We start from the raw sequence: 25,426 nt of genomic DNA on the forward strand, positions 1-25,426 counted from the left end.
TGAAGGAAGGTTGAAACCGTCCGTGCACAAAGCGTCGCTATGGTCACCTTTCTCGCCGGGGGAACGGGAACCCCGAAACTGCTTGACGGCTCCGACGAGGTGTTCGACCCCGCGGAGACGACAGTCGTCGCCAACACCGGCGACGACGTGGAACTCGGCGGCCACCTCGTCTGCCCGGACGTCGACACGGTGCTCTTTCACGGCGGCGGCGTCCTCGACACCGACCGCTGGTGGGGAATCGCGGGCGACACCACGGCGACGGACGACGAACTCCACCGCCTCGCCGACGCCGCCGGACTGGACGGCGGCCCGCGCTACCTCTCCGACGAGGCGCAGACGGCCGGGCGAGACATCTCGCGGTGGCGGCGGTTCTCCGGCGTCGCGGAGTTCATGGAGATAGGCGACAGAGACCGGGCGGTCCACATCACCCGCACGTCCCTCCTCGACGAGGGGAACACGCTGACTGAGGTGACGCGGACGCTCGCTGAGGCGTTCGACCTCGAAGCGGACCTCCTGCCGATGTCGGACGACCCCGTCGCCTCCATCGTCCACACGGACGAGGGGACGATGCACTTTCAGGAGTACTGGGTCCACCGTCGCGCCGACCCCGCCGTCGAGGACGTGGAGTTCCGCGGGGCCGACGACGCCGAACCCACCGACGCGGTGCTCGACGCCCTCGCGGACCCCGTCGTCGTCGGGCCGTCGAACCCCGTCACGAGTCTGGGGCCGATGCTGGCGATGGACGTCTTCCGCGACGCCCTCTCGAACACGCCCGTCGTCGCCGTCTCGCCGTTCGTCGAAGACCGGGTGTTCTCCGGTCCGGCCGCGGAACTGATGGCCGGCGTCGGGTTCGACCCCTCGACGGCGGGCGTCGCAGACGCCTACCCGTTCGCCGACACGTTCGTCCTCGACGCCGACGACGGAACCGAGTTGGACCGTCCGGTCGTGCGGACGGACACGCGGATAGACGGCCCCGAAGACGCCGCCCGCGTCGCCCGCGCCGTCGAGTCGGCGCTCTCGGAGGTGTCGTAATGTTCGAACCGCGCGTCGCCCTCGCGAGTCTCAGCGGCGAAGCGGACGCCGCGTGGGCGAGACGGGGCGCACCGTACGCCGGGATGGCGTTTCTCGGCGGCGTCAGCCTCGACGACGAGAGCAGGCGGGCGGCCCGGGAACTCGTCGCGCGCGACAGAAACGAGTTCCTCCCCGAGGACCCGTTCGCCTTCGTCCACGCGGAACTCTCGACGCTCGCCGACGCCAGCGCGGACGCGGACGCCGACGCCGACGCGACCATCGCCGCGGGCGTCAACGTCCGGAGCGCGACGCTCGACCCGATACGCCGCGCGGCCGCCGTCTGCGCCGCCCACGACGCCGTCCTCGAAGTCAACGCGCACTGCCGACAGGCGGAACTCTGCGCCGTCGGATGCGGCGAGACCCTCCTCCGAGACACCGAGAGACTCTGCGAGTACGTCGCCGCCGCCGCCGACGAGGGCGCGACGGTGAGCGTGAAAGTCCGCGCGGAAGTCGACGGCGTGGACCTCGCAGACACGGCGAGACGCGTCGCCGACGCGGGCGCGGCGATGCTCCACGTGGACGCGATGGATTCGGAATCTGTCGTCGCCGACCTCTGTGACACACCGCTCTTCGTCGTCGCCAACAACGGCGTCCGCGACGAGGAAAGCGTCCGCGAGTACCTGGGGTACGGCGCGGACGCCGTCAGCGTCGGCCGACCGAGCACCGACCCGCGCGTCCTCCGTCGCGTCCGCCGGGCGGCGGACGACTGGTTCGCCGAGCGCACGCCGTCTGCGACCGACGAGGTGGTCGAGTCGTGAGCGACGACGGACCCGGCGCCCGTCGAGAGAGTCCCCGAACGCCCGCCGAGAACGCCGAACTCGCGCTCCTTCTGGAGGTGTCGGCGACGCCGAAACCCGGCAACGTCGACCGGGGACACGACCTCTCGGACCTCCGGTTCGAGCACTTCCTCGCCGGGGCCGTCGGGTCCGGAGAGGGCCTCCGACGGGCCGAATCGGGCGCGCCCGTCGGCGTCGCCTTCGAACGCGCCGTCCGCGGGATGCGGACGCAGGAGGGCGGAAACACGCAGTTCGGGTGTCTGCTCCTCCTCGTCCCCCTCGTCCGCGCGGCGGCCGCCGGGGACCCGACGGCGTCGGGGGTGACCGACGTGGTCGAATCGACCACCGTCGCCGACGCCGCGGACTTCTACCGGTCGTTCGAGCACGTCGACGTCGCCGTCTCCGACCCGCCCGAAGACTTCGACGCACTCGACGTCCGCCGCGGGAGCGACGCGATACCGACGCTCAGAGAGCGCGGACTGACGCTGTTCGACGTGATGGCCGCGAGCGACGGCGACGGCAACGCCGCGGAGTGGACGGGCGGGTTCTCCCGGACGTTCACCGCCGCCGAGGACATCCTCGCGGACGACGGCCCCGTTCTCGACCGAATCTCTCGGGCGTTCGTCCGCCTCCTCGCCGAGCAGGAAGATACGCTCGTTCGGACGAAACACGGCCCCGACGTCGCCGCCGACGTGGTGCGCCGGGCCGCCGAGGCGCGCGGTGACCCCGAGGCAGTCGCCGAACTCGCCGACGCGTTCGTCGCGGAGGGAATCAACCCCGGGACGACGGCGGACGTCGTCTGCGCGGCGACGTTCGTCGCCCTCGAACGGGGGGTGAGCGTATGACCGGTGAGGAGACTGCGGGGCGTCCGGCCGGGTGGCCCGTCTCGCTCCGCGGCGTCACGGAGTCGGTGGTGACGACGCTCGGCCCGAACGACCGCTGGAACGCCGCCGCACTCGGGTTACACGCGCCCGAGAACGACGGCGAACCGGTGACGGCGACGACGTGGGGGAACACCAGAACCCGGCGGAACTTCCACCGGCGGGGCGGCGGCGTCGTCCAGTTCGTCGCCGACCCACGGGTGTTCGTCGCGGCGGCGGCGACCATCCACGAGGTTGACGACCCCGTTCTCGACGACGCGCGCGCGTGGGTCGAAGTCGAAGCGACGCGCGTCGACGGCGGCGAACGCGGCGGGACGCGCTGGGAGGAGTGGAGCCTCCGACCCGTCGAGAGCGACGTCGTCTCCGAGACGGTGCCCGTGATAAATCGGGGGTTCGGCGCGGTGATAGACGCCACCGTCGCGGCGTCGCGGTTGGACGTTCCCGGCTACGACACCGAGGAACTACTCGCCCGACTCGACTACTTCGCGGAGACGGTGCGAAAGTGCGGCGGTCCGGCGGAGCGAGAGGCGTTCGAGACGCTGAGCGAGGTGTCGGGGTGGCGAGAGCGCACGGACTGAGGCTCTCGGCGCGTCTGCGAGGGACCGTGACACGCCGTCGCGCCGACGACGCCGGAACGAATCGTTTTAGTGCGCGCTGACGGTATCGTCGGGCATGGCTATCAAACCCAAGTACGTCAAGCAACTCGGCAAGGTGCTGTTAGAGAAGTACCCGCAGGCGTTCAACACCGACTTCGACACGAACAAAGAGAGCGTCAGCAAACTGACGAACGTCGAGTCGAAGGAAGTGCGCAACCGCATCGCGGGCTACATCACGCGAAAGAAGGGCGGCGTCGCGCAGACGGCGTAATCCGGCGAACGCTTCTCGATATCGCCGCTACGGGCCGAGCGACTGCGCTACGATATCTCTAGGCTGCCGTCGCCTCCACCGTCGCCCGCGTCCTCGTCCCACTCTAACTCGAACTCGATGCTCAGTTCGCCGGGCTGTCCGGTCGGCCCCTCGCGTTCGGCCTCCACCTCGAACGTCAGCCGAGACGGGGGGTCCATCGTCACCGACTGGTCGCCCGCCGAGAGCGTGAGCGACTCACCCGATTCGAGTTTGTCCGCGACGCTCCGCAGGTACGCCGCAATCTCCGCTCTGTCACGGTCACTCTCCGACTTGAACAGTGTCTCTTCTGGCATGTGCCGAACCCTTCGTCGGCGACGTGGATAAGTACACCCGTCGGCGAGAACCTCGAACCCGAGAACGGCCCGCCGCGTCCGTCGCCGTCGACGCGGTCCGTCGCGTTCAGAACCGGTCGACGCGGCCCGCCGCACTCCACCCGTCTCGCGGCGCGCCGTCGGTGACGCGGACCCCGTGCCGTCCGGTGAGCGTCGCCACGCGCCCGGCAAACGCCCAGCGCTTGCCGTCCCACGAGTCGCCGCCGTCCTCGGCGGCCGCCGCGGCGGCCGCGGCCTGTTGGTCGCGGAGGTGCGCGGCGACGGCCGCGGCGATGGCCGCGGCTTCGTCCTCGTCGGCCGTCTCCGGGATGGAGAGTTCAACGTCCTCTCCGTCGCTCATATCGGGATGTTACCGTGCTTCTTGTCCGGGAGCGACGTGCGCTTCGAGCGAAGCATCTCCAGGTCCTCGACGAGGCGCGCCCGCGTCTCCGTCGGTTCAAGCACATCGTCGACGAAGCCTCGGTCGGCCGCGGTGTACGGGTTGGCGAACTCCTCTCTGTACTCCTCGATGAGTTCGTCGCGCCGGGCGTCCGGGTCGTCCGCCGCCTCCAACTCGTCGCTGTAGAGGATGTTGACCGCGCCCTGCGGCCCCATGACGGCGATTTCGGCCGTCGGCCACGCGTAGTTCACGTCCGCGCCGAGGTGCTTCGACGCCATCACGTCGTACGCGCCGCCGTAGGCCTTCCGCGTGATGACGGTCAAGAGCGGCACCGTCGCCTCAGAGTACGCGTACAGCAGTTTCGCGCCGTGGCGGATGATGCCGTCGTGTTCCTGGTCCGTTCCGGGGAGGAAGCCCGGCACGTCGACGAACGAGACGATGGGGACGTTGAAGCCGTCGCAGAAGCGGACGAAGCGGGCCGCCTTCTCCGAGGCTTCGATGTCGAGCGTTCCGGCGTTGACGCGCGGTTGGTTGGCGACGACGCCGACGGAGTGGCCGTCCAGTCGGGCGAACCCGACGACGATGTTCTTCGCGAAGTCCTCGTGGACGCCGAAGAACGACCCCTCGTCGAGGACGCCGTCTATCACGTCGTGGGCGTCGTACGGCTTTCTGGGTTCGTCGGGGACCACCGAGTTGAGCGACTCGTCGGCGCGTTCGGGGTCGTCCCACGGTTCGACGCGCGGCGGGTCCTCGACGTTGTTCGGCGGCAGATACGACAGGAGCAGTCGAATCTGGTCCAACGCCTGCTCTTCGTCGTCGCACGCGAAGTGCGCGACGCCGGACTCGGAGGCGTGCGTCGTCGCGCCGCCGAGTTCCTCGAACGTCACCTCTTCCCCGGTGACCGTCTTGATGACGTCCGGGCCGGTGATGAACATGTGGCTCGTGTCCTTCACCATGAACGTGAAGTCCGTGATAGCGGGCGAGTAGACGGCCCCGCCGGCGCAGGGTCCCATGATGGCGGATATCTGCGGGACGACGCCGGACGCCTCGGTGTTGCGGCGGAATATCTCGCCGAACCCGGCCAGCGACTGGACGCCCTCTTGGATGCGCGCCCCGGCGGAGTCGTTCAGGCCGACGATGGGTGCGCCCACCTCGACGGCTTTGTCCATCACCTTCGATATCTTCTCGGCGAACACCTCGCCGAGACTGCCGCCGAAGACGGTGAAGTCGTGGGCGAACACGAACGTCTTGCGCCCGTCGACTTCCCCGTACCCGGTGACGACGCCGTCGCCGGGCAGTTGTTTCTCTTCCATCCCGAACTTGTGGTTGCGGTGCGTCCGGAACTGGTCGAATTCGTTGAACGTTCCGTCGTCGAGGAAGTAGTCGATGCGCTCTCGCGCCGTCATCTTCCCCTTGTCGTGTTGGGACTGGATTCGGTCTTCACCGCCGCCTTTGCGCGCGCGCTCGCGCTTTTCGCGGAGTTCGTCGATACGGTCGTCCATCGTCACGCCGGACCACCTGCGGTCATTGTCACGAACGTCCGTCCGGGGTGCAAAAGGGTTTCCGCTCTCGGCCAAAGGTGGATTCGACGTTCGTCGAACCACGAGGAGAGGTTATGCTGGTCGCGCGCCTACTCTCACTCCCGGAAGGGTGTGAACCATGAGCATGAGAGTCACCTGTAGAGAGGCGGGCCACGACTGCGACTTCTCGGTCCAGTCGGAGAACATGAAGGAACTGGTCGAGATGGTGCAGATGCACGCGCTGAACACGCACGCGATGCAGGTATCGTCGTCCGACGTGCGCGGTATGGCCGTCGAGGCGTAGGGCGAACGTCCGCGACCGGTCGTCCATTTTCTCGTCGTTTGCGCCCCGCGAGCGTCTGCCACCCCGCTTCGGCGACTGGCATCGGTACCTCGTCGTCGCTATCCCGTCGCCGCCCGCTCGTCTCCACCTACACCGTCACGAGCGCCGCCCCGACGACGACGAGCACCGCGCCCGCGACGATTCGCCACGTCACCCGTTCGAGGTCCGAGAGCAGGAAGTACGAGAACAGCGTGGTGAAAAGCGGCGCCGTCGCCACGAGGGGGTCCACGATTGCGATGCGTCCGGCGGGCATCGAGAGCGCGGTGAACATCGACAACAGCGCACCGGCGGTGAGGACGCCGCTGACGGCGAACACGAGGTACGTTCGCGGCGGCGCGGTGAACACGTCGCGACGCCCGCGGGCGACGACGTACGCGAGGAGGGCGACGAGCGCCGCGAGTTCGTTCAGCGCGACGGCTTCGAGCGGGGTCGTCGCACCCGCGTCGAGACCGAATCGCCTGAGGACGTTGCCGACGGCGAACGCGACGGCGGCGGCGAGCGGAACCAGCAGGTCCCGCGTCTCCCACCCCGAGAGGTCGCCGCCCTTCGCCACGGAGAGCACCGCGAGGCCGCCGACGAGGACGACGATACCCGCGACGGTGGTGAGCGAGGCGACTTCGCCGAGGAAGCCGACGGCGAGCGCCGTCGCGAACAGGGGGCGAGCGCTGACGACGGCGCTACTGACGCTCGCGCCGACGCGGGCGTTGCCCGCGAAGATGGCGATGCGGCCGACTGCGGTGCCGAGCACGCCCGCGAGGACGAACACGGCGAGCGTCTCCGCCGACAGGTCCGCGAACGGCACCTCCCCGCGCGCGAGGAGTGCGAGCAGGTAGAGTATCGTGTCCACGACGACGACGGTCAGCGCCGCTTGGAGGGGTCGCCCGCCCCCGGAGAGCGCGCGCTTCTCGATGACCGGGGTGAACCCCCAGACGACGGCGGGAGCGAGCGAGAGCGCGTAGACGGCGAGCGGAACGCTGGCGGCGTCCATACTGGACCGTCCTGCGGGCGAGAGGAAAGCGTACTGATACCAGAAGAACGAGCGAGGCGAGTCGAACGCGCCGCGTCAGACGAGCGAGCGTTCGCCGCGCAGACTCGCGAAGGCGACGGCGGCGACGCCGACGGCGGCGGCGACGGTGGGCCAGAAACCGATTCGGCCGTCGACGCCGAACGTCGTGAGGAGCGTGAAGACGAGGAAGGTAGGGATGAGGACGCCGACGCCGAACAGCCACGGCGTCGAGACGGCCCGCCCGACCGGTCCCGACCCCGACCGGAACTCGACGAGTGCGTCGCGCCCCATCACCCAGCCGACGAAGACGAGGCAGGCGGCGAGGCCGGCGGTGAGAAGGATGTCGACGAGCGTTCCGGCGACGAAGCCGAACACGCCGGATTCGAGCGCGCACACCGACCCCGTGACGGCGACGAGAGCGCCGACGGACGCCGCCGCGCGACGCCGTTCGAGGCCGTACTCGTCGACGAGGAACGACACGGAGATTTCGAGGATGCTGATGGACGAGGAGAGCGCCGCGAGGGCGACGACGGCGAAGAACGCCGTCGCGATGAGCGCGCCGCCGGGGAGTTGCGAGAACGCCCCCGCGAGGCCGACGAACAGCGCACCCGCGCCCGTCCCCGTCTCGCCGGGTTCGATGCCGAGCGTGAAGAGCAGGGGGAAGACGACGAGGCCCGCGAGGACGCCGACGACGGTGTTCAGGACGGCGACGCTCGCGCCGTCGAACGGCAGCGAGCGGTCCTCGTCGAGGTAGGAGGCGTACGTTATCATCGTCCCGACGCCGAGCGAGAGGGTAAACAGCGCCTGTCCGGCGGCGGGACCGAGGAGGCCGAAGAAGTTGTTCTGCAGCGTCTGCGAGTCGAATCCGAGGTAGAACGCGTACGCCTCCGACGCGCCCGCCTGGGTCGAGGCCCACGCGCCGAGGCCGACGAGGAGGAGGAAGATGGCCGGCATCATCCACTTCGTCGCGACTTCGATGCCGCCGCGGATGCCGGCGACGATGATGAGCGCCGTCAGTCCGAGAAAGAGGAGGTGGAAGACGACGGCTTCGAGACCGAACGACGCCGACGCGAACGCGGCACCGGGGTTCGAGAAGTAGCCGACGCTCCCGGTGGCGAGGCCGAGGGCGCTCTCGCCGAGGTAGCGGAGAATCCACCCGCCGACGACGCTGTAGAAGGAGATGAGTACGAGCGAACTGGCGACGAGGAAACCGCCGACCAGCCCCCAACTGTTCGACCCCGAGAGCTCTCGGAGCGCACCGACGGGGTTCCGCTTCGAGCGTCGGCCGATGACGAACATCCCGACGAGCGCGGGGACGCCGACCAGGAGAACGATACCGAGATACACCGCGAGGAAAGCGCTACCACCGTTTTGTCCGGTTATCCACGGAAACCGCCAGATGTTCCCGAGCCCCACCGCACTCCCGACGGCGGCGAGGATGAAGCCGAGGCGCGTCGCCCACGTTTCTCGTGTCATTGTCACGCAGTCTCAGTTTTGCGGCAAAAGCGCTTTCGAACCGAGGATTCGTCAGGCGGCGAAAGTGACGGACGATACCGCGGTGAAGGGGCGATTCTCGTCGCTATCCGACCGGAAAAACGCTCGTTCGGTTACGATTCGTCAGTCGAACGGCGGCGCTCCGAAGGCGGTCGTTCAGAGCGGTGGGACGATGGCCGGGTCCTGTCCGCCGAACAGCGTCACGAGTCCGAGGACGAGCGTCACCACGACGGCGAGGAAGACGACGCTCCGAACCGTCCAGAGCCACGTCGCGCCGACGCCGTGGCCGAAACTCGTCCCGCGAAGGAGTTCTTCGAGGGCCGGGCGGCCGAACACCCACCCGACGAACACGAGGATACCCAGCACCGACAGCGGGAGGAACAGTTGGTACGCGAGATTGTCGAACCAGGTGAGCCACGCCGTGTCCCACGCCGAGGGGAGGCCGAGGAGGAAGATGACCGCCCCGAGGCCGACGGCGACCTGTGGGCGCGAGACGGCGTAGTTGTCGATGGCGTAGGCGACGACGACTTCGAGGAGGCTGATAGCCGAGGAGAGGGCGGCCACGAGGACGACGCCGAAGAAGACGACGCCGACGACGCGCCCGAACGGGATGGACGCGAACGCCCCGGCGACGCTGATGAACAGCGCACCCGCGCCGCCGCTCCCGGGTTCGACGCCCTGCGCGAACAGCAGGGGGATGACGACCAGACCGGCGAGGATACCGATGAGGCTGTTGAAGACGACTATGGTCGCACCGTCGCCGAACAGGCTCTCGTCGCCGTCGATGTAGGAGGCGTACGTTATCATCGCGCCCATCCCGAGCGACAGCGAGAAGAACGCCTGACTGACGGCGAAGGGGATTATCTCCGCGAGAGGGCCGCCGAACGAGACGAACGGGAAGCCGTCGGTCGTCGCGACCGTCAGTCGCAGTTGGCTCAGGTCGGGCGAGAGGAAGTAGCCGTACCCCGGTCCGGACCCGGGGAGCGTGAACGCCCACGCGGCGAGGGCGACGAGGATGACGAGGATGCTCGGCACCATGAACTTCGTCGCCTTCTCGATGCCGTCTTCGATACCGAACGCGACGATGCCGACGACCAGCGCCATGAACACGGCGTGGAGGGCAATCGCATCCGGTCCGGCGGCGATGCTCGAGAAGTACGCCGCGGAGTCACCGAAGTACGCGCCGGTGAGACTCCCGCCGACGTAGCGGAGCACCCACCCGCCGACGACGCTGTAGTACGACAGAATCCAGAACCCGGTCACGAGTCCGAGGACGCCGACGAACCGCCAGTTCCTGTATCCCAACTTCTCGAACGCGCCGATGGTGTTGAGGTTGCTCTTCCGCCCGATGACGAACTCCGCGAGGATGGCCGGAAGCCCGATACCGAACGCCGCCACGAGGTAGACGACGAGGAACGTCGCCCCGCCGAACTGCGCCGTCTTGAACGGGAACTGCCAGATGTTCCCGAGTCCGACGGCGCTGCCGACGGCGGCGAGGATGAAACCTGCCCGCGTCGCCCACGTCTCTCGTTCGCTCATGTCTGGCTCCCTCTACCAGACGAGAACGTGATAAACGACACGATACGAGGGCGGAAACGCGAGGATAGTCCGACATATTCTCCCTGCGTATATATACTGACGAAACGTTCGTGGGTTTTGTCTGCTCGGCAGAACTTGTGAGACACCCTCTCTCAGGGGACGGTCACGCCTCGCCGTAGACGGGAACGGCCGCACCGGAGGTGACGCCCGTCGCGTCCGAACAGAGCGCGAGGAACGTCTGCGCTATCTCCTCGGGTTTCACCCACTTGTCGTGGTCCGCGTCGGGCATCATCTCGCGGTTCATCGGCGTGTCGATGACGCTCGGCATCACCGCGTTCGCGCGGACGACGCCGCGGTTCTCCTCGGCGATGGTCTCCGTGAGGAGTCGCACGCCCGCCTTCGACGCCCGGTAGATGCCGTCGCCCTCGCCGCCCTCCAGCGAGGATTTCGCCGAGACGCTGACGACCGCGCCCTCGCGTTCTCGGAGGTACGGTAGGGCGTGCTTCGACGCGAGGAACATCGTCTTGAGGTTCACGTCGAACAGGAAGTCGAACGTCTCTGCGTCCGTCTCGTGGATGGGGTCGCCACCGCGCCACGTTCCGGCCACGTTCGCGAGGAAATCGATACCGCCGTGGTCCGAGATGACCGAATCGACCACGTCTCGCACGTCGTCCTCGTCGGTGAAGTCGCCCTGGTAGAAGTGGATGCCGTCGCCGGCGTCCAGCAGTGCGTCCTCGTCGTCGGGTTCGACGACGTCCGTCGCGGCCACCGTCGCACCCGCGTCCCGGAACGCCTCGGCGACGGCACTGCCGAGGGCCCCGGAGGCACCGGTCACCAGTGCGACGCGCCCGTCGAAGTCGAAACTGACGTTCATGTTCGTAACTCGTCACCACGGCACATAAACGAGCCGGCGGACCCGCGATTCGACCGCCGGAGTCAGGGGACGAGCACGAGTTTACCGAGGAAGCTGTCGTGCAGCACCGCCCGTTGGGCCTCGCCCGCCTCCGCCAACTCGTACGTCTCGTGGACGACGGGGCTCACGTCGTCGCGCAGGAGGAGGTCACCGAGACGGGAGAGGACGGCGTCCGTCTCGCGCGTGTTGAACATCGACATGAACTGGTAGCGCAGTTCCTTGCCTTTCGTCACGCCGATGTCGTCGAACCCGCCCTCCGCGGTGTCGTTGCCGACGCCGACGATGCGCGCCCCGTCGGCGGCGACGTTGGCGTTCAACTGGAGGTAGCGGTCCATGTGCGTGTCGAGGACGACGTCCGGCGCGTACTCCTCGGAGATGGCGCGTTCGAGGTTCGGGTGGTCGTAGTCGAAGGCGGCCTCGGCACCCAACGCGGTGAGTGCGTCGTGAGAGTCCGGCGACGCCGTGGTGACGACGTGCGCGCCCATCGTCGCGGCGAGTTGGACGGCGACGTGGCCGACGCCGCCGCTTCCGCCGTGAACGAGGACCGTGTCCGCGGGCTTCACCTCGCCGTGTTCGACGAGCGCCTGCCACGCGGTGGTGCCGACGAGAGCGAGGGCCGCCGCGTCGGCCAACTCGACGTCTTCGGGCAGGTGCGCGAGGAGTCCGGCGGGCGAGGCGACCTGTTCGGCGTACGTCCCGGACATCCCGTTGCCGAGGCCCGTCCCGAACACGCGGTCACCGAGCGTGAAGCGTTCGACGCCCTCACCGACCGAGACGACGGTGCCCGCGAGGTCCGACCCGGGGACGAACGGCAGACCGGGAACGGGGTACGCGCCCTCCCGGAAGTACGTGTCGACGGGATTGACGCCGATAGCGCCGACTTCGACGACCACCTGTCCGTAACCGGGGTCGGGTTCGTCGACGTCGTCGACGGTCAGTACGTCCGGGCCACCGTGTTCGTGGAACCTGACAGCACGCATGGGGCGACCGTTCGAGGCGGAGGTTCATAAAGGAGGACGAGGCAACGGTGGCGTATGGGCGAGCGAACGTGCCCGGACTGCGAGACGGCGATGCGGCGAGTCGGTCACACGACGACGTACTCCGGCGACGGCATCCGCGTCGACACCGACGGCGGCGTCCTCGGCGCACTCGACCTGAAGGGCGACCACGTGCAGACGTACGTCTGTCCGGACTGCGGGTTGGTTCGGTTCTACGCCGAGTGAGCCGGGCGGCCGACGCGGGCCGACCGCGCTATCGAACCGTGTACCCGCCGTCGACGACGACGGACGCACCGGTGACGTACCGGGCGGCGTCGCTGGCGAGGTAGACCACGGTGGGAGCGACGTCCTCCGGCGGTGCGATGTCGTCCATCAGCATCTCCGACTTCCACACCTCGTCGATGTCGGGGTCGATAGCGTCGGCTTGGTCGGTGTTGTCGGTGCGGATGTAGCCCGGCGCGACGGTGTTCACGCGCACGTCGTGTTCGGCCCACTCGGAGGCGAGTTGTCGCGTGAACGACTCGACGCCGCCCTTCGAGGCGTTGTACGCCACCTGTCGCTGCGGGTAGTTGGCGACGAACGCCGACATCGAGGAGACGCTGACGATAGCGCCGCCGTCGCCCGCGACCATCGGCGCGCCCGCGTACTTCGAGCAGAGGAAGACGCCCGTGAGGTTCGTCTGGACGACCGAGTTCCACTCCGCGAGCGTCATGTCCTCGATGCCCTCGTGGACGACGATGCCCGCGTTGTTGACGAGGACGTCGACGCCGCCGAACTCGTCGAGTGTCGCCTCGACCATCGCCTCGACGGAGGACTCGTCGGCCACGTCGACGGGGACGGCGAGCGTCTCCGCGTCGGTCGAATCGGCTATCTCCTCGGCGGCGACGCGCCCGGATTCCTCGCTCCGGTTGGCGACGACCACATCCGCACCGGCCTCCGCGAGCGCCTGCGCGATGGCCCGGCCGATGCCGCGGTTGCCGCCCGTCACTATCGCCGTCTGGCCGTCGAGTCTGAATCGGTCGAGGACTGCCATGAGGGAGCGTCACGCCGAGGTGACATAAGTCGTCGTCGAGGGGTTCGCGGAGAGACTAACCGGAACTATCGTTACCGGATGAACGGGATTTAAGCGGCCGTCCTTCGCACTCACGGACGCATGAAACTCCACGAGTATCAGGCGAAGGATATCTTCGCCGAGGCGGGGATTCCGGTACCCGAGTCCCGCCTCGCGACGTCGGTTGACGAAGTCATGGAGGCCGTCGAGGACATCGGCTACCCGGCCGCCATCAAGGCGCAAGTACACGTCGGTGGTCGCGGGAAGGCCGGCGGTATCAAGATAGCCACGAGCGAGGACGAGGCGCGCGAGGCCGCCGAAGACATCCTCGGCATGGACCTCAAAGGCTACACCGTCGAGAAGGTGCTCGTCGAGTCCGGCGTGGACTTCGAGAACGAACTGTACGTCGGTATCACGATGGACCGCGGCGAGGGCGAACCCGTCGCCATGGTCTCCACCGAGGGCGGCGTCGACATCGAGGCCGTCGCCGAGGAGACGCCCGACGCCATCGCGCGCGAACACATCGACCCCGCGTTCGGTCTGCACCCCTACCAGGCGCGAAAGGTCGTCTACGAGGCGGGCATCCCCCGCGACGTCGCGGGCGACGTGGCGTCCATCCTCTCGACGCTGTACGACCTCTACGAGTCGAAAGACGCCGCGGACATCGAAATCAACCCCGTGATGATAACGTCGGACCGCGACGTCGTCGCCGCGGACGCCGTCATGAACATCGACTCGGACGCGCTCTTCCGCCACCCGGACCTCGCGGAGATGGAGGACGAGGCGGCCGAAGACGAACTCGAACGCAAGGCCAACGACTACGGCTTCGACTACGTTCGACTCTCCGGTAACGTCGGTATCATCGGCAACGGCGCGGGCCTCGTCATGACGACGCTGGACCTCGTCGACCACTACGGCGGCGAGCCCGCGAACTTCCTCGACATCGGCGGCGGCGCGAAGGCAGAACGCGTGACGCAGGCGCTCGACATGGTGTTCTCCGACGAGAACGTCGACGCCGTCGTGTTCAACATCTTCGGCGGTATCACCCGCGGCGACGAAGTCGCGAAGGGTATCAACGAAGCGCTGGAGTCGTTCGACGAGATTCCGAAGAAGGTCGTCGTCCGACTCGCGGGCACGAACGCGAAAGAGGGGATGGAGATTCTCAACACCGACCTCGTGGAGGTCGAAGAGACGCTCGAAGACGCGGTCCAACGGGCCGTCGAGAACGCACAGGAGGCGAGCCAATGAGCATTCTAGTCGACGACGACACGCGCGTAGTGGTACAGGGAATCACCGGCGGCGAAGGTCGATTCCACACCGAACAGATGGTCGAGTACGGCACGAACGTCGTCGCCGGTGCGGTCCCCGGCAAGGGCGGCGAGAAGGTCAACGGCATCCCCGTCTACGACACGGTCAATCAGGCCGTCGAGGAGGAGGACGCCGACGCGTCCGTCGTCTTCGTCCCGCCCGCGTTCGCGGGCGACGCCGTCTTCGAGGCGCTCGACACCGACCTGGACCTCGTCGTCGCCATCACGGAGGGCATCCCGACGCAGGACATGGCGAAGGTGAACAAGCGCCTCGGCGAGGTCGACACCCGACTGCTCGGACCGAACTGCCCCGGTCTCATCACGCCCGGCGAGGCGAAACTCGGCATTCTCCCCGGCAACATCTTCGAGGCCGGAAACGTCGGTCTCGTCTCCCGTTCGGGGACGCTCACCTATCAGGTCGTCTCGAACCTCACCGACCGCGGCATCGGCCAGACGACGGCCATCGGCATCGGCGGCGACCCCATCATCGGCACGTCGTTCGTCGACGCCCTCGAACTGTTCGAGGCCGACGAGGACACCGACGCCGTCGTGATGTGCGGCGAAATCGGCGGCGAGGACGAAGAACAGGCCGCGAAGTTCATCGCGGAGAACATGGACACGCCCGTCGCGGGCTTCATCGCGGGTCGCACGGCACCGCCGGGCAAGCGCATGGGTCACGCGGGCGCTATCGTCTCCGGGTCCGGCACCGGCACGGCCGACTCGAAGATTTCGGCGCTCAACGACGCGGGCGTCCCCGTCGGCGACACCCCGAACGAAGTCGCAGAGTACGTCGAAGACTTCCTGTAGACCGTCTCTTCCGGTCTCGTTTCTCGTTTTTTCACCGAGCGCAGAGGACAGAGGGCTCACTCGTCCAGCGACGCCAGGCAGGCACCGCAGAACTCCGCGTACGGCGGGTTCGGCGCGCCGCACTGCGGGCAGGCGTCGGTTTCGCCCGTCTCCGTCGCCACCGACATCGGCACGAACCCGGGCGTCGAGAGCGACGACCCGCCCGCGCCGTCGTACTCCTCGTCCATCTGCATCAGCACTCGCTCGACGAACGGGTCGTCGCGGAGTCGTTCGAGGGCCCGAACGAGGCCGACGTACAACGCGGTCGGTGCGAGGATGCAGAACCCCGTCAGGAGGAGTCTGAACGCGACCTCCCACTCCATGTGGTGTGCAAGCGTGCGACGACCATGGTTCTATCGCCACCGGCGACGCGAGAGCCGGAAATCCCACGTCTCTGAGGACTGGCTCACCGTTTTCTCACTCGTGAGAGACACACGTCCACACCCCGCACGAGAGACTATCAGAAACGATAACTCGCCAGACAGTTTTAACCGTCTGTTCCGGCGTTCGGCAGACGATGGCTGAGTTCACACGTCGCGTGTCCGACCTCGTCCCGGACGCGATTACGCAGAGTTACACCCGCCAGTTGGCGGCGATATTTCTCCTGGTCGTGCTCGTCGTCTCCGGCGTCGCCGGCGTCCAGTACGCGGCGACGGCGTCCGCGTTGAACGAGGACGCCCGAAGCGGCTTACAGGCCGCCGCCGAGCGACAGGCGATACAGGTCGAACAGTGGGAGACCGAGCACAGACGACTGGTGGCGACCATCTCCGGTGATACCAGCGTCAACAGCGTGATGGCAGAACGGAGCAACGGCGCACTCGCGCAGTACATGGAGTCCGCGCCCGAGGACGTGACGGGCCTCTACCTCCTCGACTTAGAGTCGGGTACCGTCGCCGGGTCCTCCGACACCGACGCGGTCGGTGAGACGCTGTTCCCCGGCGGTGAGGTTCCCGTCTCCGAGGACGCGGACCTCACCGACACGAACACGATACACCGCACGGCCGTCTACACGCGAGACGGGCGAAGCTACGTCGCCTTCGTGAAGCGACTCCCGTCGATGCGGCCCCGCGCCGTCGTCGTCGTCGCGGACGCGACGGCGCTCGGCGACCGGATGCGCGCGAACGTCGACGACTCGTTCACCCAACTGGTGACGACGGACGGCACCGTCGTTTACGGAACGGGCGGCGGCGCGCCCGGGCGCGACTACCCGGCGGCCGAAACCGACGCGTTCGCGGCCGCCACGACGGGCGAGTCGGGCGTCTCCGCCCAAGACGCCGTCGGCGGATTCACGGCAAACCCCCACCTGGTCGGCTACGCCACGCTCGACAGCGGCGAGACGGTTCTCCTGCACGCGGAACGCGCGTCCGTCCTCTCGCTCTCGCGGCGCGTCGGCACCGACATGGCGGCCGTCATCGGCCTCTCGCTCCTCGGCTTCCTCGGACTCGGGGCGCTCTTGCACGTCAACACGGTCAGACCCCTCCGCGGCCTCTCGGGGTCGGTGTCGCGACTCCGCGACGGCGAGTTGGACGTGGACCTCTCGACGGACCGCAGCGACGAGTTCGGCGACGTGCTCTCCGGCGTCGCGAAACTCCGCGACGACCTGCGCGACCAGCGGGGCGACGCGCACGCCTACAGCGACGTGATGGTTCGGGCCGCCGACGGCGACCTGACCGCCCGTCTGGACGAGGACTCCGACTCCGAGGACATGCGGACCATCGCCGTCGCGTACAACGAGATGATGGACGAAGTGGAGGCGACGGTCCGTCGGACCCGCGAGTTCGCAGACGACGTCTCCGCACTCGTCACGCGCGTCGCCGAGAACGCCGAGGAGGTGAACCACGCGAGCCAAGAGGTGAGCACCGCCATCGAACAGATATCCGCCGGTGCGACCGAGCAGAGCGACAACCTCGTCGCCGTCTCCGGCGAGGTGAACGACCTCTCGGCGTCCGTCGAGGAGATAGCCTCCTCGGCCGACGAACTCCTGACGCTCGCCGACCGAGCGACCGAAGAGGGACACGACGGCGAACGCGCCGCCGAAGACGCCCTCCGCGGCATCGACGACATCCGGACGGAGACCGAACGCACCGTCGAAGAGGTGCGCGAACTCGACCGGCAACTGGGCGAAATCGGCGACATCGTCGAGGTCATCACCGAGATAGCCGACCAGACCGACGTCCTCGCGCTGAACGCGAACATCGAGGCGGCGCGGGCGGGCGAGGCGGGCGAGGGCTTCGCCGTCGTCTCCAACGAGGTGAAGTCGCTCGCACAGGAGACGAAGTCTTCGGCGGCGGACATCGCAGCCCTCGTCGAGGACATCGAGTCGCAACGCGACGACGTGGTCGACGGCATCGAACGGATGCGCGAGGAAGTCGACGCGGGCGCGGCGTCCGTCAACGACGCCCTCGGGTCGCTGGGGAGCATCGTCGACAGAGTCGACGAGACGGCAGCCAGCGTCGAGGAGATTCACGACGCGACGGCCGACCAGGCCGAGTCCGCACAGGAGGTGTTGGCGATGACCGACGAGATAGCCGGAATCGGCGAGGAGACGACGGCTGAGACGCAGACGGTGTCGGCCGCCGCCCAGCAACAGGCGGCCTCGCTCGACGAAGTGACAGACGAGTTATCGACGCTGGAGACGGGTATCGCACGACTCGAAACCGCGCTCGCAGGTTTCGAAGTCGACCGAGCGGACGGGGCGAGCGAGACGTCTCCGGCGGAATCGACCGACGAGACACGGCCTGTGCGAGCCGAACCCACGTCAAACGTCGACGAGCAGTCTGCCAAAAAGAATAATCAACTGACACGATAGTCGCACGGACTGCAAACGAGTAGAGTACTTATATGTCGCAACTCCATTCTCGTCGCATATGAGGAACGACCATACGACGCCAACCACCCCAGAGATGCTCCCAGCGTCCATCGTCTCGCTGGTCGCAGAACTGGAAGGCGTCGACGTATTAGATATTCCACCGCTCGCGTCCGTCGTCGACCCCGATGCACTCGTCACGCTCTTCGACGGAGAGAGCGGTTCCGGGTCGTGCGTCCTCGAGTTCGACTACGCCGGCTACCGAGTGTTCGTCCGCGGCGACGGCGACGTTCGCACCCTCGAAGCGTCGCCCATCGAGTTCTGCGACGCCAACTGAGTCCGCGCGTCTCGCGTTCGACGTCTTCGACTCCGCGAGTCGCGACTTCGTCCACTTCGACGCTCGGAGCCGTCCCGGTTCTCTCGACTGTCACGACGGTCACGTGTCAATACGGACGTTGCGGTGGGGCCTCGCTTCGACTGCACGCGTTCGTCGCGCCCCGGTCCGGCGTTCCTCCGCGCCGGACGGACGCGTGCGGGTGCCTTCCCCGCTGGGCGCCTCGCCTCGCGGACCCCATCGCCTCGTCGTCTCGCCTCGACCGACTTCGGCCCTTCACACCGTCCCTCCACGCCGACTCCCCACCCGGGAGCGTTCCACCCGATTCGCCCCGTCCGGGTCGATGGTCTGCGACCGAGTCGTGCTCTCGTCACCGCCCGGTCGCGCGGTTCTGACAGTCGTTCAGAAGATTCATGTGTAGGTTCGAACCATTCCGACCATGGACAGCGGACTCCCCTCCGGCCGGCGCGTGCACATCGCACCGCTCGGTTACGAACGCGACCGCGTCGTCGACCCCGTGCGGACCGAGGCCGCGGACGTGGTCTACCTCCTCGTCGACGACCCCGCCCGCACCGCGGCCGACTACGGCGACGTCGACGACGACGCGGATTGGTCCTCTCCCGACACCGAAAGCGTCTCCTGGGAGACGGCGACGGCGTACCAACGCGCCGTCCGCGAGGAACTCGGCGCGTACTGCGACGCCCGGGGTCTCCCGGTCGACATCCACAACGTCTACGACGTGATGGGTGTCACCACCACCGTCGCCGCCACGCACGCCGACGACCAGGTGTTCGTCAACATCTCCTCGGGGACGAAGGTCGCCGCCGTCGGTGCGGCCATCGCGTGCATGACCACCGCCGCCCTCCCCTACAGCGTCGAACCCGAGCGCTACGGTCACGACGTGGGCGCCGACCCCCTCTCGGAGGGCGTCGCCAGCATCGACCGCGTCCCCGACTACCCCATCGAGGCACCGACGCGAGAACAGGTCCACATCATGGGCTACCTCTACGAACAGACCGTCGAGAATCCCTACACGCTGAACAAACGGAGCCTCATCCAGCGCGCGAACGACTACGGCCTGCCGTTCCTCGCGAACTACTCCACCGAGAGCAGACAGTCGGAGTACCGCCGCCTCGACACGGCCATCGTCGACCCACTCGTCGCGAAGGGCTACCTCCGTCTCGAACCCGCGGGAAAGCAGAAGAACGTCGTCCTCACGGAGACGGGAATCAGCGTCTACCGAGCCTTCAGACACAAAGTCCGGGTGGAGTAGCAGATCGACGGTTCGGAGACGACTCCCCGTCGAACGCCGCCGTCGGTCCGCAAACGTCATCCCCATCGCCTCGTAACCTCCGACGACGACACTCGCCCGTCTCGCGGGCGAGAGACACCACATGGTCTCGTACTTCACTCGTCGACAGGTCCTCGGCACGCTCGGGTCCGGTGCCCTCGCCGGTACCGCCGGGTGCCTCGGCACGCTCGGATTCGAGACGCAGTCGGCGTGGCGCGACCCCCCACTCGTCGAGAACCGACCCGACGCCGTCTACGTCCCCGCCATCACCGAAGGGATGGCGATGTTCGGACGGACCACCGTCGGCCCCTACGGCGTCGCTCTCACCTACTCGTACCCGCACCGCTTCTGGACGCTGACGGGCACGGAGTTCTCGAAAACCGTCGTGGAGTCCGAGGACTCCGTCCACCTGATGGCGTCGCTGTGGGACGCCGAGACGAACACGGTCCTCCCCGTCGACTCCGGCGTCACCGTCGAGGTGACGCGGGACGGCGAACTCGTGACGCAGGAGGTGGCCTACCCGATGCTCTCCCAGCAGATGGGGATGCACTACGGGTCGAACTACGCGCTGGACGGCGAGGGCGACTACGAGGTCAGCGTCCGCGTCGGCGGCGTCTCACTCCGTCGGACGGGAGCGTTCGAGGGACGATTCGAGACGCCCGAGACGGCGACGTTCGACGTGACGTTCGACACCGACGAGTTGTACGACGTACCGATAGAGAGCCCGGAGAACCCCGGTTCGAGGGGAGCGATTCCCCCGATGGAAATGATGGGTATCCCCGTCGGACGCGCACCCGACCCGGAGTCGCTCCCCGGCGACCACCTCGGCCGGGCGACGACCGGTGACGCCGTCTTCCACGCGTTCGCCGTCGGCGTCGACGGCGGTGACGGCGCAGACGACGGAGCGGACGAAGCGGCCGCCCGATTCGGGGACGACCCGTATCTCTACGTCTCCGCACGGACGCCGTACAACGGTATCGTCCTGCCGATGATGGGTCTCTCGGCGACGCTGTCGCGCGACGGCGAGACGGTCGCGGAGACCGAACTCGCGCGGACGCTCGACCCCGAACTCGGCTACCACTACGGGGCGCACGCCGACTCGGTCGAACCCGGCGACGAACTCCGCGTCGCCGTCGACGTGCCGCCGCAGGTGGCCCGCCACGACGGCTACGAGACGGCGTTCGTCGAGATGGGACCGACGACGTTCACCGTCCCCGAGTGACGCGACGAGCGACGGCACGACGCCAGCGAGCACACCACAGACACGAAGCCATGGAGAACACGACGACGGAACCGACGGAACCGACGGAGGCGACGAGGACGACTGGGGAGACGACGAACGGGGGCACCTGTCGCGTCTGCGGTCGGACGTTCCCGGAGACGCGCTTGCTCGTCCTCCACCGCGGCGTCCGCCACCCGAGCGTCCTCACCGACGCGGAGCGAGAGGCGTACCGGGAGGCGTACCGAGCGGAAGAAGAAGAGATTCGGTCGTTCAGGCTCCGAGCGCTCGTCGTGCTCGTCGTCCTCTACTTCGGCTTTCTCTTCCTCTACGCCGGGTTCGCGGGGTGACCACCGTGCCCGACACAGACAGACTCCTCGCGCGCACGCTCTCGGCCTGCTTGGCACTCGTGGGCGTGCTTCTCCTCGCCCGCGGCGTCGACGCGAGCAACGCGGCCGTCGGCCTCGGCGACGCCTCCAGAGACCCCCTCAGCGTCCCGCGATGGCTGTACGTCGCCACCGGCGGCGCGACCATCGGCGCGTCCGCCCTCCTCGCCAGTTTCGTCACCGACCGCCGACTCGTCCGCCGCATCCACCGCTGGTCGGTGACGACCCCCGACCGAGCGACGGCGCGTCGCGTCGGCGTCGCCGCCGGCAACGCACTCGGCCTCGGACTCCTCGCACTCGTCGTCTATCGGGGGTTCGCCGGGCCGCAGATTCCGACGGTGAACCTCGCCGTCGTGTTCGTCTTCGCGGGGATGCGCGCCGGACTCACGATGTTCGCGTACCTCGTCGGGAACGCCTGGCCCGCGCTGAACCCGTGGCGCGCCGTCGCCCGGCGTCTCCCAAACGGGTTCGTCTCCTACCCCGTCCGAGTGGGCCGGTGGCCCGCCGTCGCCGGACTCCTCGCGCTCGTCTGGATGGAGACGACCACCGGGATGACGAAGCGGCCCGAACTCCTCGCGAGCGTCGTGCTCGCGTACTCGGTGCTCACCGTCGTCGGTGCCGTCGTCGTCGGCGTCGGCCCGTGGTTCCGCAACGTCGACCCCGTCTCGGTGTTCTTCCGGTTCTACGGCCGCGTGGCACCGCTCTCGTGGGACGGCGGCACGCTTCGTCTCACGCTCCCGGGGATGCGGCTCGTCGGCGACGACGATGCGAGCGAGGGCGACGCCGCGGCCGACGGTGTCGCCGCGAACGGTGCCGTGGACGGACCGTCAGACGTGGCGTTCGCCGTCCTCCTCGTCTGGGAACTCACCTACAGCGGGTTCGTCACGACCGAACGGGGAGCGACCGTCGTCCGGGCACTCGTCGACGTCGGCCTCCCGCCCCTCGCCGTCTACGGCGGCCTCTACCTCCTCGGGTTCGCGGCGTTCGTCGGCGCGTACGTCCTCGCCGCCCGGGTGTCCGCGTCGCGGTTGCAGACGCACCGCAGGGCGCGGGAACTCGCCGTCCAGTTCGCGCCTCCGCTCCTCGTCATCGCGGCGGGCTACCACCTCGCGCACTACCTCGCGTTCTTCGTCTCTCTCACCCCGTCGTTGGCCGCCGTCCTCGCCGCTCCGCTCTCGACGCCGGCGAATCCCCTCGTCCTGACGTTGCCGTCGTGGGTGAGCGCGGCCAACATCGTGTTCGTCCTCGGCGGCCATCTCTTGGCCATCTGGGTGGCGCACTCGACGGCGTACCGCCTGTTTCCGAGTCGGATGCAGGCGATTCGGAGTCAGTACCCGTTCGTCGTCGTGATGATGGGCTACACGGCGGCGAGTCTGTGGCTCATCTCGCTTCCCACGTCGCCGCCGCCGTTCCTGCCGTGACTGGGGGCGAACCGACTGTGACCGGTCGGGCGAACCGGCCATCGCCGCCGCACGCCGTTCCGCAACCGCTTTGACACCGGCCGCCGACCGAACCGAGGGAACATGCTCCTCGCCGGAACCGTCATCGCCGACTCCCAGACCGTCATCGACGACGGGGCCGTCGTCGTCGACGCCGACCGTATCGAAGCCGTCGGCGACAGAACCGAGGTAGAAGCCGCCCATCCGGACCACGAGGTGCGCGAGTTCGACCTGCTCTTGCCGGGACTCGTCGGCGGTCACGTCCACTCCGTCCAGAGCCTCGGCCGAGGCATCGCCGACGACACCGCCCTCCTCGATTGGCTGTTCGACCACGTCCTCCCGATGGAGGCGTCGCTGGACGCCGAGGGGATGCGCACCGCGGCCGAACTGGGCTACCTCGAACTGTTAGAGAGCGGTACGACCACCGTCGTCGACCACCTCTCCGTCGCGCACGCCGCGGAGGCGTTCGAGGCGGCGGGCGAACTCGGCATCCGCGGCCGACTCGGGAAAGTGATGATGGACCAGCGCGCGCCCGACGGCCTGCTGGAGGAGACCGAGGACGCCCTCGCCGAAACCGAACGACTCGTCCAGACGTACCACGACAGCCACGACGGCCGAATCAGGTACGCGGTGACGCCACGTTTCGCCGTCAGTTGCACCGAAGAATGTCTCCGCGGTGCCCGAGACATCGCGGACCGGTACGACGGCGTCACCATCCACACGCACGCGAGCGAGAACCCCGACGAGATTGCGACCGTCGAAGAAGACACCGGGATGCGCAACATCGAGTGGCTCCACGAAGTCGGCTTAACCGGCGAGGACGTCGTGCTCGCACACTGCGTCCACACCTCCGAGGCCGAACGCGAACTCCTCGCGGAGACGGGCACGAACGTCACCTACTGCCCCTCCTCGAACATGAAACTCGCCTCGGGCATCGCCCCCGTCGTCGACTACCTCGAACGCGGCATCACCGTCGCTCTCGGTAACGACGGCCCGCCGTGTAACAACACGCTCGACCCGTTCACCGAGATGAAGCAGGCGAGCCTCCTGCAGAAAGTCGCGGCGTCGGACCCGAAAACGACGCCCGCGCGAGTTGTCTTCGAGATGGCGACGGTGAACGGCGCGCGGGCCGCCGGGTTCGAGGACGTCGGCGAACTCCGCGAGGGGTGGAAAGCCGACGTCGTCGCACTCGACACCGACCTCACCCGAGCGACGCCCCTTCACGACGCGCTCTCGCACCTCGTCTTCGGCGCGCACGGCGACGACGTGCTGTTCACGATGGTCGACGGCGAAGTCGTGTACGACGAGGCGTTCGGCGGCCTCCAGACGGGGGACGCCGACGAGATTCGTCGCCGCGCCCGCGAGGTGGAGTTCGACGGCAAGCCGACGTAATCGACCGGACCGCCCCGGTCAGACCGTCTCGTGTCTGGCGACCCACTCGCGGCCCTCGCGCCGAACGTCCGAGACGACGCGGAACCGTATCTGTTGCTCCTGTCTCGTCACGACCGGGAACTCGTAGTGTTCGGCGTCGTACCCCGGCGGACTCCCCGTCTCCGCTCGCTCGTCGACGAACGCGCGGTGCGCGTCGAGTCGCTCCTCGACGACGCGGCGAGACAGGTCCGGCGCGTCGGCCGCGCGGGCGTCGAACGCCTCCACGAACGCGTCTTCGAGTTCGTAGCCGATGGAGTTACGCGCGGCGACCATCGCCGCCACCGACGTGGTTCCGGTCCCGAAGAACGGGTCCAGGACGGTGTCGCCGTAGACGGAGTACATGTTCACGAGACGGTACGGAATCGCGAACGGGAACGCCGCCGTTCGCTCCCGGAGTTCGTCCGCCGCGTCGGCGTCCTCGCTCGTGTCGCCGTCGCTGTCGGTGCCGTCGCCGTCGTCGCTGTCGGTGCCGTCGCCGTCTACCCGGACCGCTCGGCCCCGCGCCGCCGTCTCGTCTGCGACGCGTTGCGACGCGCCGGTGACGTCCGTCCAGACGTCTGTGAACCAGGCGTTTCGCTCCTCCCAGAAGTAGGCCGACTCGTAGCGCAGAGGGTCACGAGGTTCGAAGGAACGCGAGTCGGTGCCGTTTCTGAACACGAGAACGTACTCGTGTTCGAGCGTCACGTAGGCGTTCGGCGGGAGCATCCCGCTTCCCATGAACTTCGCCGCACTGTTCGTCGGCTTGCGCCAGAGGACGTCCGGCAGCGGTTCGAACCCGCGCTCGACGAACGCCTCCGTCACGCGGGCGTGGTTCGGGTACACCCGAAAGCTGTCGCCGACGGTTCGCGTCGCGTCGCCGACGTTGACGCAGGCGATACCGCCCGCCACGAGGACGCGTTCGACTTCGGACCAAACGTCGTCTAACACCGCGTGCATCGCCTCGAACGCCCGTTCGCCGTCGCCGTCGGCGAGGGCCTCCTCCGCGTCGTCGTCGAGCGTCGAGAACAGGTCGTCCCACATCTCGACCATCGGATACGGCGGCGAGGTGACGACGAGGTCCACGCTGTCGTCGGCGACGTCGCTCATCTCTCGGGCGTCGCCGGTGACGACGCGGTGTCGTGACTCCACGATGGCGAACCCACGGTTCGAAATCTGATA

27 protein-coding genes are annotated in these 25,426 nt (G+C 68.0%); 16 read left to right on the forward strand and 11 right to left on the reverse strand.

Features of this window, described 5'->3' with window-relative positions; genetic code table 11:
• Positions 1-39 precede the first annotated feature (39 nt).
• From cofD to BM282_RS13660, 5 genes are all read left to right on the forward strand, one after another.
• Positions 40-1,032, forward strand: coding sequence for a 2-phospho-L-lactate transferase (gene cofD, locus BM282_RS13640; protein WP_089881997.1), 993 nt, complete (start codon positions 40-42; stop codon positions 1,030-1,032).
• Positions 1,032-1,829 (forward strand): tRNA-dihydrouridine synthase, encoded by a 798-nt coding sequence (locus BM282_RS13645; RefSeq protein WP_089881998.1) that lies wholly within the window; start codon positions 1,032-1,034, stop codon positions 1,827-1,829. The genes cofD and BM282_RS13645 overlap by 1 nt, the downstream gene beginning before the upstream one ends.
• On the forward strand, positions 1,826-2,692 hold the full coding sequence (locus BM282_RS13650; RefSeq protein WP_089882000.1) for a triphosphoribosyl-dephospho-CoA synthase: 867 nt from the start codon (positions 1,826-1,828) through the stop codon (positions 2,690-2,692). The genes BM282_RS13645 and BM282_RS13650 overlap by 4 nt, the downstream gene beginning before the upstream one ends.
• A complete protein-coding gene (locus BM282_RS13655) occupies positions 2,689-3,306 on the forward strand; it encodes a DUF447 domain-containing protein (RefSeq protein WP_089882001.1) in 618 nt (205 codons plus the stop codon). The genes BM282_RS13650 and BM282_RS13655 overlap by 4 nt, the downstream gene beginning before the upstream one ends.
• A gap of 94 nt (positions 3,307-3,400) precedes the next feature.
• A complete protein-coding gene (locus BM282_RS13660) occupies positions 3,401-3,595 on the forward strand; it encodes a 30S ribosomal protein S17e (protein ID WP_089882003.1) in 195 nt (64 codons plus the stop codon).
• A gap of 47 nt (positions 3,596-3,642) precedes the next feature.
• Here the strand turns inward: BM282_RS13660 and BM282_RS13665 are convergent, their stop codons facing one another.
• The 3 genes from BM282_RS13665 to BM282_RS13675 all read right to left on the reverse strand — a co-directional run bounded on the left by BM282_RS13665 (position 3,643) and on the right by BM282_RS13675 (position 5,847).
• Positions 3,643-3,927: an amphi-Trp domain-containing protein gene (locus tag BM282_RS13665; RefSeq protein WP_089882005.1), complete on the reverse strand. Its 285-nt coding sequence runs from the start codon at positions 3,925-3,927 to the stop codon at positions 3,643-3,645.
• Positions 3,928-4,033: 106 nt separating this feature from the next.
• A complete protein-coding gene (locus tag BM282_RS13670) occupies positions 4,034-4,306 on the reverse strand; it encodes an acc operon protein (protein WP_089882007.1) in 273 nt (90 codons plus the stop codon).
• Positions 4,303-5,847, reverse strand: coding sequence for an acyl-CoA carboxylase subunit beta (locus tag BM282_RS13675; RefSeq protein WP_089882008.1), 1,545 nt, complete (start codon positions 5,845-5,847; stop codon positions 4,303-4,305). The genes BM282_RS13670 and BM282_RS13675 overlap by 4 nt, the downstream gene beginning before the upstream one ends.
• Before the next feature lie 157 nt (positions 5,848-6,004).
• On the opposite strand from BM282_RS13675, the gene BM282_RS13680 reads away from it, so the two are divergent.
• A complete protein-coding gene (locus BM282_RS13680; RefSeq protein WP_089882010.1) occupies positions 6,005-6,169 on the forward strand; it encodes a DUF1059 domain-containing protein in 165 nt (54 codons plus the stop codon).
• A 127-nt stretch (positions 6,170-6,296) separates the two neighbouring features.
• On the opposite strand, the gene BM282_RS13685 is transcribed toward BM282_RS13680, so the two are convergent.
• The 5 genes from BM282_RS13685 to BM282_RS13705 form a co-directional block, all read right to left on the reverse strand.
• Positions 6,297-7,196 carry an EamA family transporter gene (locus BM282_RS13685; RefSeq protein WP_089882012.1) on the reverse strand — a complete coding sequence of 300 codons (900 nt, stop codon included), beginning with the start codon at positions 7,194-7,196 and terminating at the stop codon, positions 6,297-6,299.
• A 75-nt stretch (positions 7,197-7,271) separates the two neighbouring features.
• Positions 7,272-8,690 carry a sodium-dependent transporter gene (locus tag BM282_RS13690; RefSeq protein WP_089882013.1) on the reverse strand — a complete coding sequence of 473 codons (1,419 nt, stop codon included), beginning with the start codon at positions 8,688-8,690 and terminating at the stop codon, positions 7,272-7,274.
• 174 nt (positions 8,691-8,864) lie between these two features.
• The gene (locus tag BM282_RS13695) at positions 8,865-10,247 is read right to left on the reverse strand and encodes a sodium-dependent transporter (RefSeq protein WP_089882015.1); all 1,383 of its coding nucleotides are present in this window, start codon (positions 10,245-10,247) and stop codon (positions 8,865-8,867) included.
• Between the two features lie 163 nt (positions 10,248-10,410).
• Positions 10,411-11,121: an SDR family oxidoreductase gene (locus tag BM282_RS13700; protein WP_089882017.1), complete on the reverse strand. Its 711-nt coding sequence runs from the start codon at positions 11,119-11,121 to the stop codon at positions 10,411-10,413.
• 62 nt (positions 11,122-11,183) lie between these two features.
• The gene (locus tag BM282_RS13705) at positions 11,184-12,140 is read right to left on the reverse strand and encodes an NADPH:quinone reductase (RefSeq protein WP_089882019.1); all 957 of its coding nucleotides are present in this window, start codon (positions 12,138-12,140) and stop codon (positions 11,184-11,186) included.
• Between the two features lie 54 nt (positions 12,141-12,194).
• Here BM282_RS13705 and BM282_RS13710 point away from each other — a divergent pair, with 54 nt between their 5' ends.
• Positions 12,195-12,383, forward strand: a complete 189-nt coding sequence (locus tag BM282_RS13710; protein ID WP_089882021.1) for a hypothetical protein — start codon at positions 12,195-12,197, stop codon at positions 12,381-12,383.
• 28 nt (positions 12,384-12,411) lie between these two features.
• On the opposite strand, the gene BM282_RS13715 is transcribed toward BM282_RS13710, so the two are convergent.
• Positions 12,412-13,191, reverse strand: a complete 780-nt coding sequence (locus BM282_RS13715) for an SDR family NAD(P)-dependent oxidoreductase (RefSeq protein WP_089882023.1) — start codon at positions 13,189-13,191, stop codon at positions 12,412-12,414.
• Positions 13,192-13,311: 120 nt separating this feature from the next.
• On the opposite strand from BM282_RS13715, the gene sucC reads away from it, so the two are divergent.
• Together sucC and sucD are read left to right on the forward strand one after the other, a co-directional pair.
• A complete protein-coding gene (gene sucC, locus BM282_RS13720; protein ID WP_089882025.1) occupies positions 13,312-14,457 on the forward strand; it encodes an ADP-forming succinate--CoA ligase subunit beta in 1,146 nt (381 codons plus the stop codon).
• Complete coding sequence (gene sucD / locus BM282_RS13725) at positions 14,454-15,323, forward strand: succinate--CoA ligase subunit alpha (RefSeq protein WP_089882026.1); 870 nt, start codon at positions 14,454-14,456, stop codon at positions 15,321-15,323. The genes sucC and sucD overlap by 4 nt, the downstream gene beginning before the upstream one ends.
• A gap of 56 nt (positions 15,324-15,379) precedes the next feature.
• On the opposite strand, the gene BM282_RS13730 is transcribed toward sucD, so the two are convergent.
• Positions 15,380-15,685: a zinc ribbon domain-containing protein gene (locus BM282_RS13730; protein ID WP_089882028.1), complete on the reverse strand. Its 306-nt coding sequence runs from the start codon at positions 15,683-15,685 to the stop codon at positions 15,380-15,382.
• A gap of 194 nt (positions 15,686-15,879) precedes the next feature.
• Between BM282_RS13730 and BM282_RS13735 the strand changes: the two genes are divergently transcribed.
• The 7 genes from BM282_RS13735 (at position 15,880) to BM282_RS13765 (ending at position 24,229) form a co-directional block, all read left to right on the forward strand.
• Entirely contained in the window at positions 15,880-18,171 is a 2,292-nt protein-coding gene (locus BM282_RS13735) for a methyl-accepting chemotaxis protein (RefSeq protein WP_089882030.1), read from the forward strand.
• 58 nt (positions 18,172-18,229) lie between these two features.
• Entirely contained in the window at positions 18,230-18,505 is a 276-nt protein-coding gene (locus BM282_RS13740; RefSeq protein ID WP_245758369.1) for a HalOD1 output domain-containing protein, read from the forward strand.
• 436 nt (positions 18,506-18,941) lie between these two features.
• Complete coding sequence (locus tag BM282_RS13745) at positions 18,942-19,775, forward strand: HFX_2341 family transcriptional regulator domain-containing protein (RefSeq protein WP_089882033.1); 834 nt, start codon at positions 18,942-18,944, stop codon at positions 19,773-19,775.
• Positions 19,776-19,896: 121 nt separating this feature from the next.
• On the forward strand, positions 19,897-21,015 hold the full coding sequence (locus tag BM282_RS13750) for a DUF7350 domain-containing protein (protein ID WP_089882034.1): 1,119 nt from the start codon (positions 19,897-19,899) through the stop codon (positions 21,013-21,015).
• Positions 21,016-21,065: 50 nt separating this feature from the next.
• Entirely contained in the window at positions 21,066-21,362 is a 297-nt protein-coding gene (locus BM282_RS13755; protein WP_089882036.1) for a DNA-binding protein, read from the forward strand.
• Between the two features lie 59 nt (positions 21,363-21,421).
• Positions 21,422-22,819, forward strand: coding sequence for a hypothetical protein (locus BM282_RS13760; protein WP_394327792.1), 1,398 nt, complete (start codon positions 21,422-21,424; stop codon positions 22,817-22,819).
• Between the two features lie 102 nt (positions 22,820-22,921).
• Positions 22,922-24,229, forward strand: a complete 1,308-nt coding sequence (locus BM282_RS13765) for a 5'-deoxyadenosine deaminase (protein WP_089882038.1) — start codon at positions 22,922-22,924, stop codon at positions 24,227-24,229.
• 18 nt (positions 24,230-24,247) lie between these two features.
• Here the strand turns inward: BM282_RS13765 and BM282_RS13770 are convergent, their stop codons facing one another.
• A complete protein-coding gene (locus BM282_RS13770) occupies positions 24,248-25,396 on the reverse strand; it encodes a DNA-methyltransferase (protein WP_089882040.1) in 1,149 nt (382 codons plus the stop codon).
• Positions 25,397-25,426 lie beyond the last annotated feature (30 nt).

This window comes from Halogeometricum limi, from assembly GCF_900115785.1.
GTDB lineage: Archaea > Halobacteriota > Halobacteria > Halobacteriales > Haloferacaceae > Halogeometricum > Halogeometricum limi.

What these genes read in the sequence shown, in the direction of transcription:
- cofD (WP_089881997.1), top strand. Translation starts at nt 40, where the DNA reads ATGGTCACCTTTCTCGCCGGGGGAACGGGAACCCCGAAACTGCTTGAC.
- BM282_RS13645 (WP_089881998.1), top strand. Translation starts at nt 1,032, where the DNA reads ATGTTCGAACCGCGCGTCGCCCTCGCGAGTCTCAGCGGCGAAGCGGAC.
- BM282_RS13655 (WP_089882001.1), top strand. Translation starts at nt 2,689, where the DNA reads ATGACCGGTGAGGAGACTGCGGGGCGTCCGGCCGGGTGGCCCGTCTCG.
- BM282_RS13660 (WP_089882003.1), top strand. Translation starts at nt 3,401, where the DNA reads ATGGCTATCAAACCCAAGTACGTCAAGCAACTCGGCAAGGTGCTGTTA.
- BM282_RS13665 (WP_089882005.1), bottom strand. Translation starts at nt 3,927, where the DNA reads ATGCCAGAAGAGACACTGTTCAAGTCGGAGAGTGACCGTGACAGAGCG.
- BM282_RS13670 (WP_089882007.1), bottom strand. Translation starts at nt 4,306, where the DNA reads ATGAGCGACGGAGAGGACGTTGAACTCTCCATCCCGGAGACGGCCGAC.
- BM282_RS13675 (WP_089882008.1), bottom strand. Translation starts at nt 5,847, where the DNA reads ATGGACGACCGTATCGACGAACTCCGCGAAAAGCGCGAGCGCGCGCGC.
- BM282_RS13680 (WP_089882010.1), top strand. Translation starts at nt 6,005, where the DNA reads ATGAGCATGAGAGTCACCTGTAGAGAGGCGGGCCACGACTGCGACTTC.
- BM282_RS13685 (WP_089882012.1), bottom strand. Translation starts at nt 7,196, where the DNA reads ATGGACGCCGCCAGCGTTCCGCTCGCCGTCTACGCGCTCTCGCTCGCT.
- BM282_RS13690 (WP_089882013.1), bottom strand. Translation starts at nt 8,690, where the DNA reads ATGACACGAGAAACGTGGGCGACGCGCCTCGGCTTCATCCTCGCCGCC.
- BM282_RS13695 (WP_089882015.1), bottom strand. Translation starts at nt 10,247, where the DNA reads ATGAGCGAACGAGAGACGTGGGCGACGCGGGCAGGTTTCATCCTCGCC.
- BM282_RS13700 (WP_089882017.1), bottom strand. Translation starts at nt 11,121, where the DNA reads ATGAACGTCAGTTTCGACTTCGACGGGCGCGTCGCACTGGTGACCGGT.
- BM282_RS13705 (WP_089882019.1), bottom strand. Translation starts at nt 12,140, where the DNA reads ATGCGTGCTGTCAGGTTCCACGAACACGGTGGCCCGGACGTACTGACC.
- BM282_RS13710 (WP_089882021.1), top strand. Translation starts at nt 12,195, where the DNA reads ATGGGCGAGCGAACGTGCCCGGACTGCGAGACGGCGATGCGGCGAGTC.
- BM282_RS13715 (WP_089882023.1), bottom strand. Translation starts at nt 13,191, where the DNA reads ATGGCAGTCCTCGACCGATTCAGACTCGACGGCCAGACGGCGATAGTG.
- sucC (WP_089882025.1), top strand. Translation starts at nt 13,312, where the DNA reads ATGAAACTCCACGAGTATCAGGCGAAGGATATCTTCGCCGAGGCGGGG.
- sucD (WP_089882026.1), top strand. Translation starts at nt 14,454, where the DNA reads ATGAGCATTCTAGTCGACGACGACACGCGCGTAGTGGTACAGGGAATC.
- BM282_RS13730 (WP_089882028.1), bottom strand. Translation starts at nt 15,685, where the DNA reads ATGGAGTGGGAGGTCGCGTTCAGACTCCTCCTGACGGGGTTCTGCATC.
- BM282_RS13735 (WP_089882030.1), top strand. Translation starts at nt 15,880, where the DNA reads ATGGCTGAGTTCACACGTCGCGTGTCCGACCTCGTCCCGGACGCGATT.
- BM282_RS13740 (WP_245758369.1), top strand. Translation starts at nt 18,230, where the DNA reads ATGAGGAACGACCATACGACGCCAACCACCCCAGAGATGCTCCCAGCG.
- BM282_RS13745 (WP_089882033.1), top strand. Translation starts at nt 18,942, where the DNA reads ATGGACAGCGGACTCCCCTCCGGCCGGCGCGTGCACATCGCACCGCTC.
- BM282_RS13750 (WP_089882034.1), top strand. Translation starts at nt 19,897, where the DNA reads ATGGTCTCGTACTTCACTCGTCGACAGGTCCTCGGCACGCTCGGGTCC.
- BM282_RS13755 (WP_089882036.1), top strand. Translation starts at nt 21,066, where the DNA reads ATGGAGAACACGACGACGGAACCGACGGAACCGACGGAGGCGACGAGG.
- BM282_RS13765 (WP_089882038.1), top strand. Translation starts at nt 22,922, where the DNA reads ATGCTCCTCGCCGGAACCGTCATCGCCGACTCCCAGACCGTCATCGAC.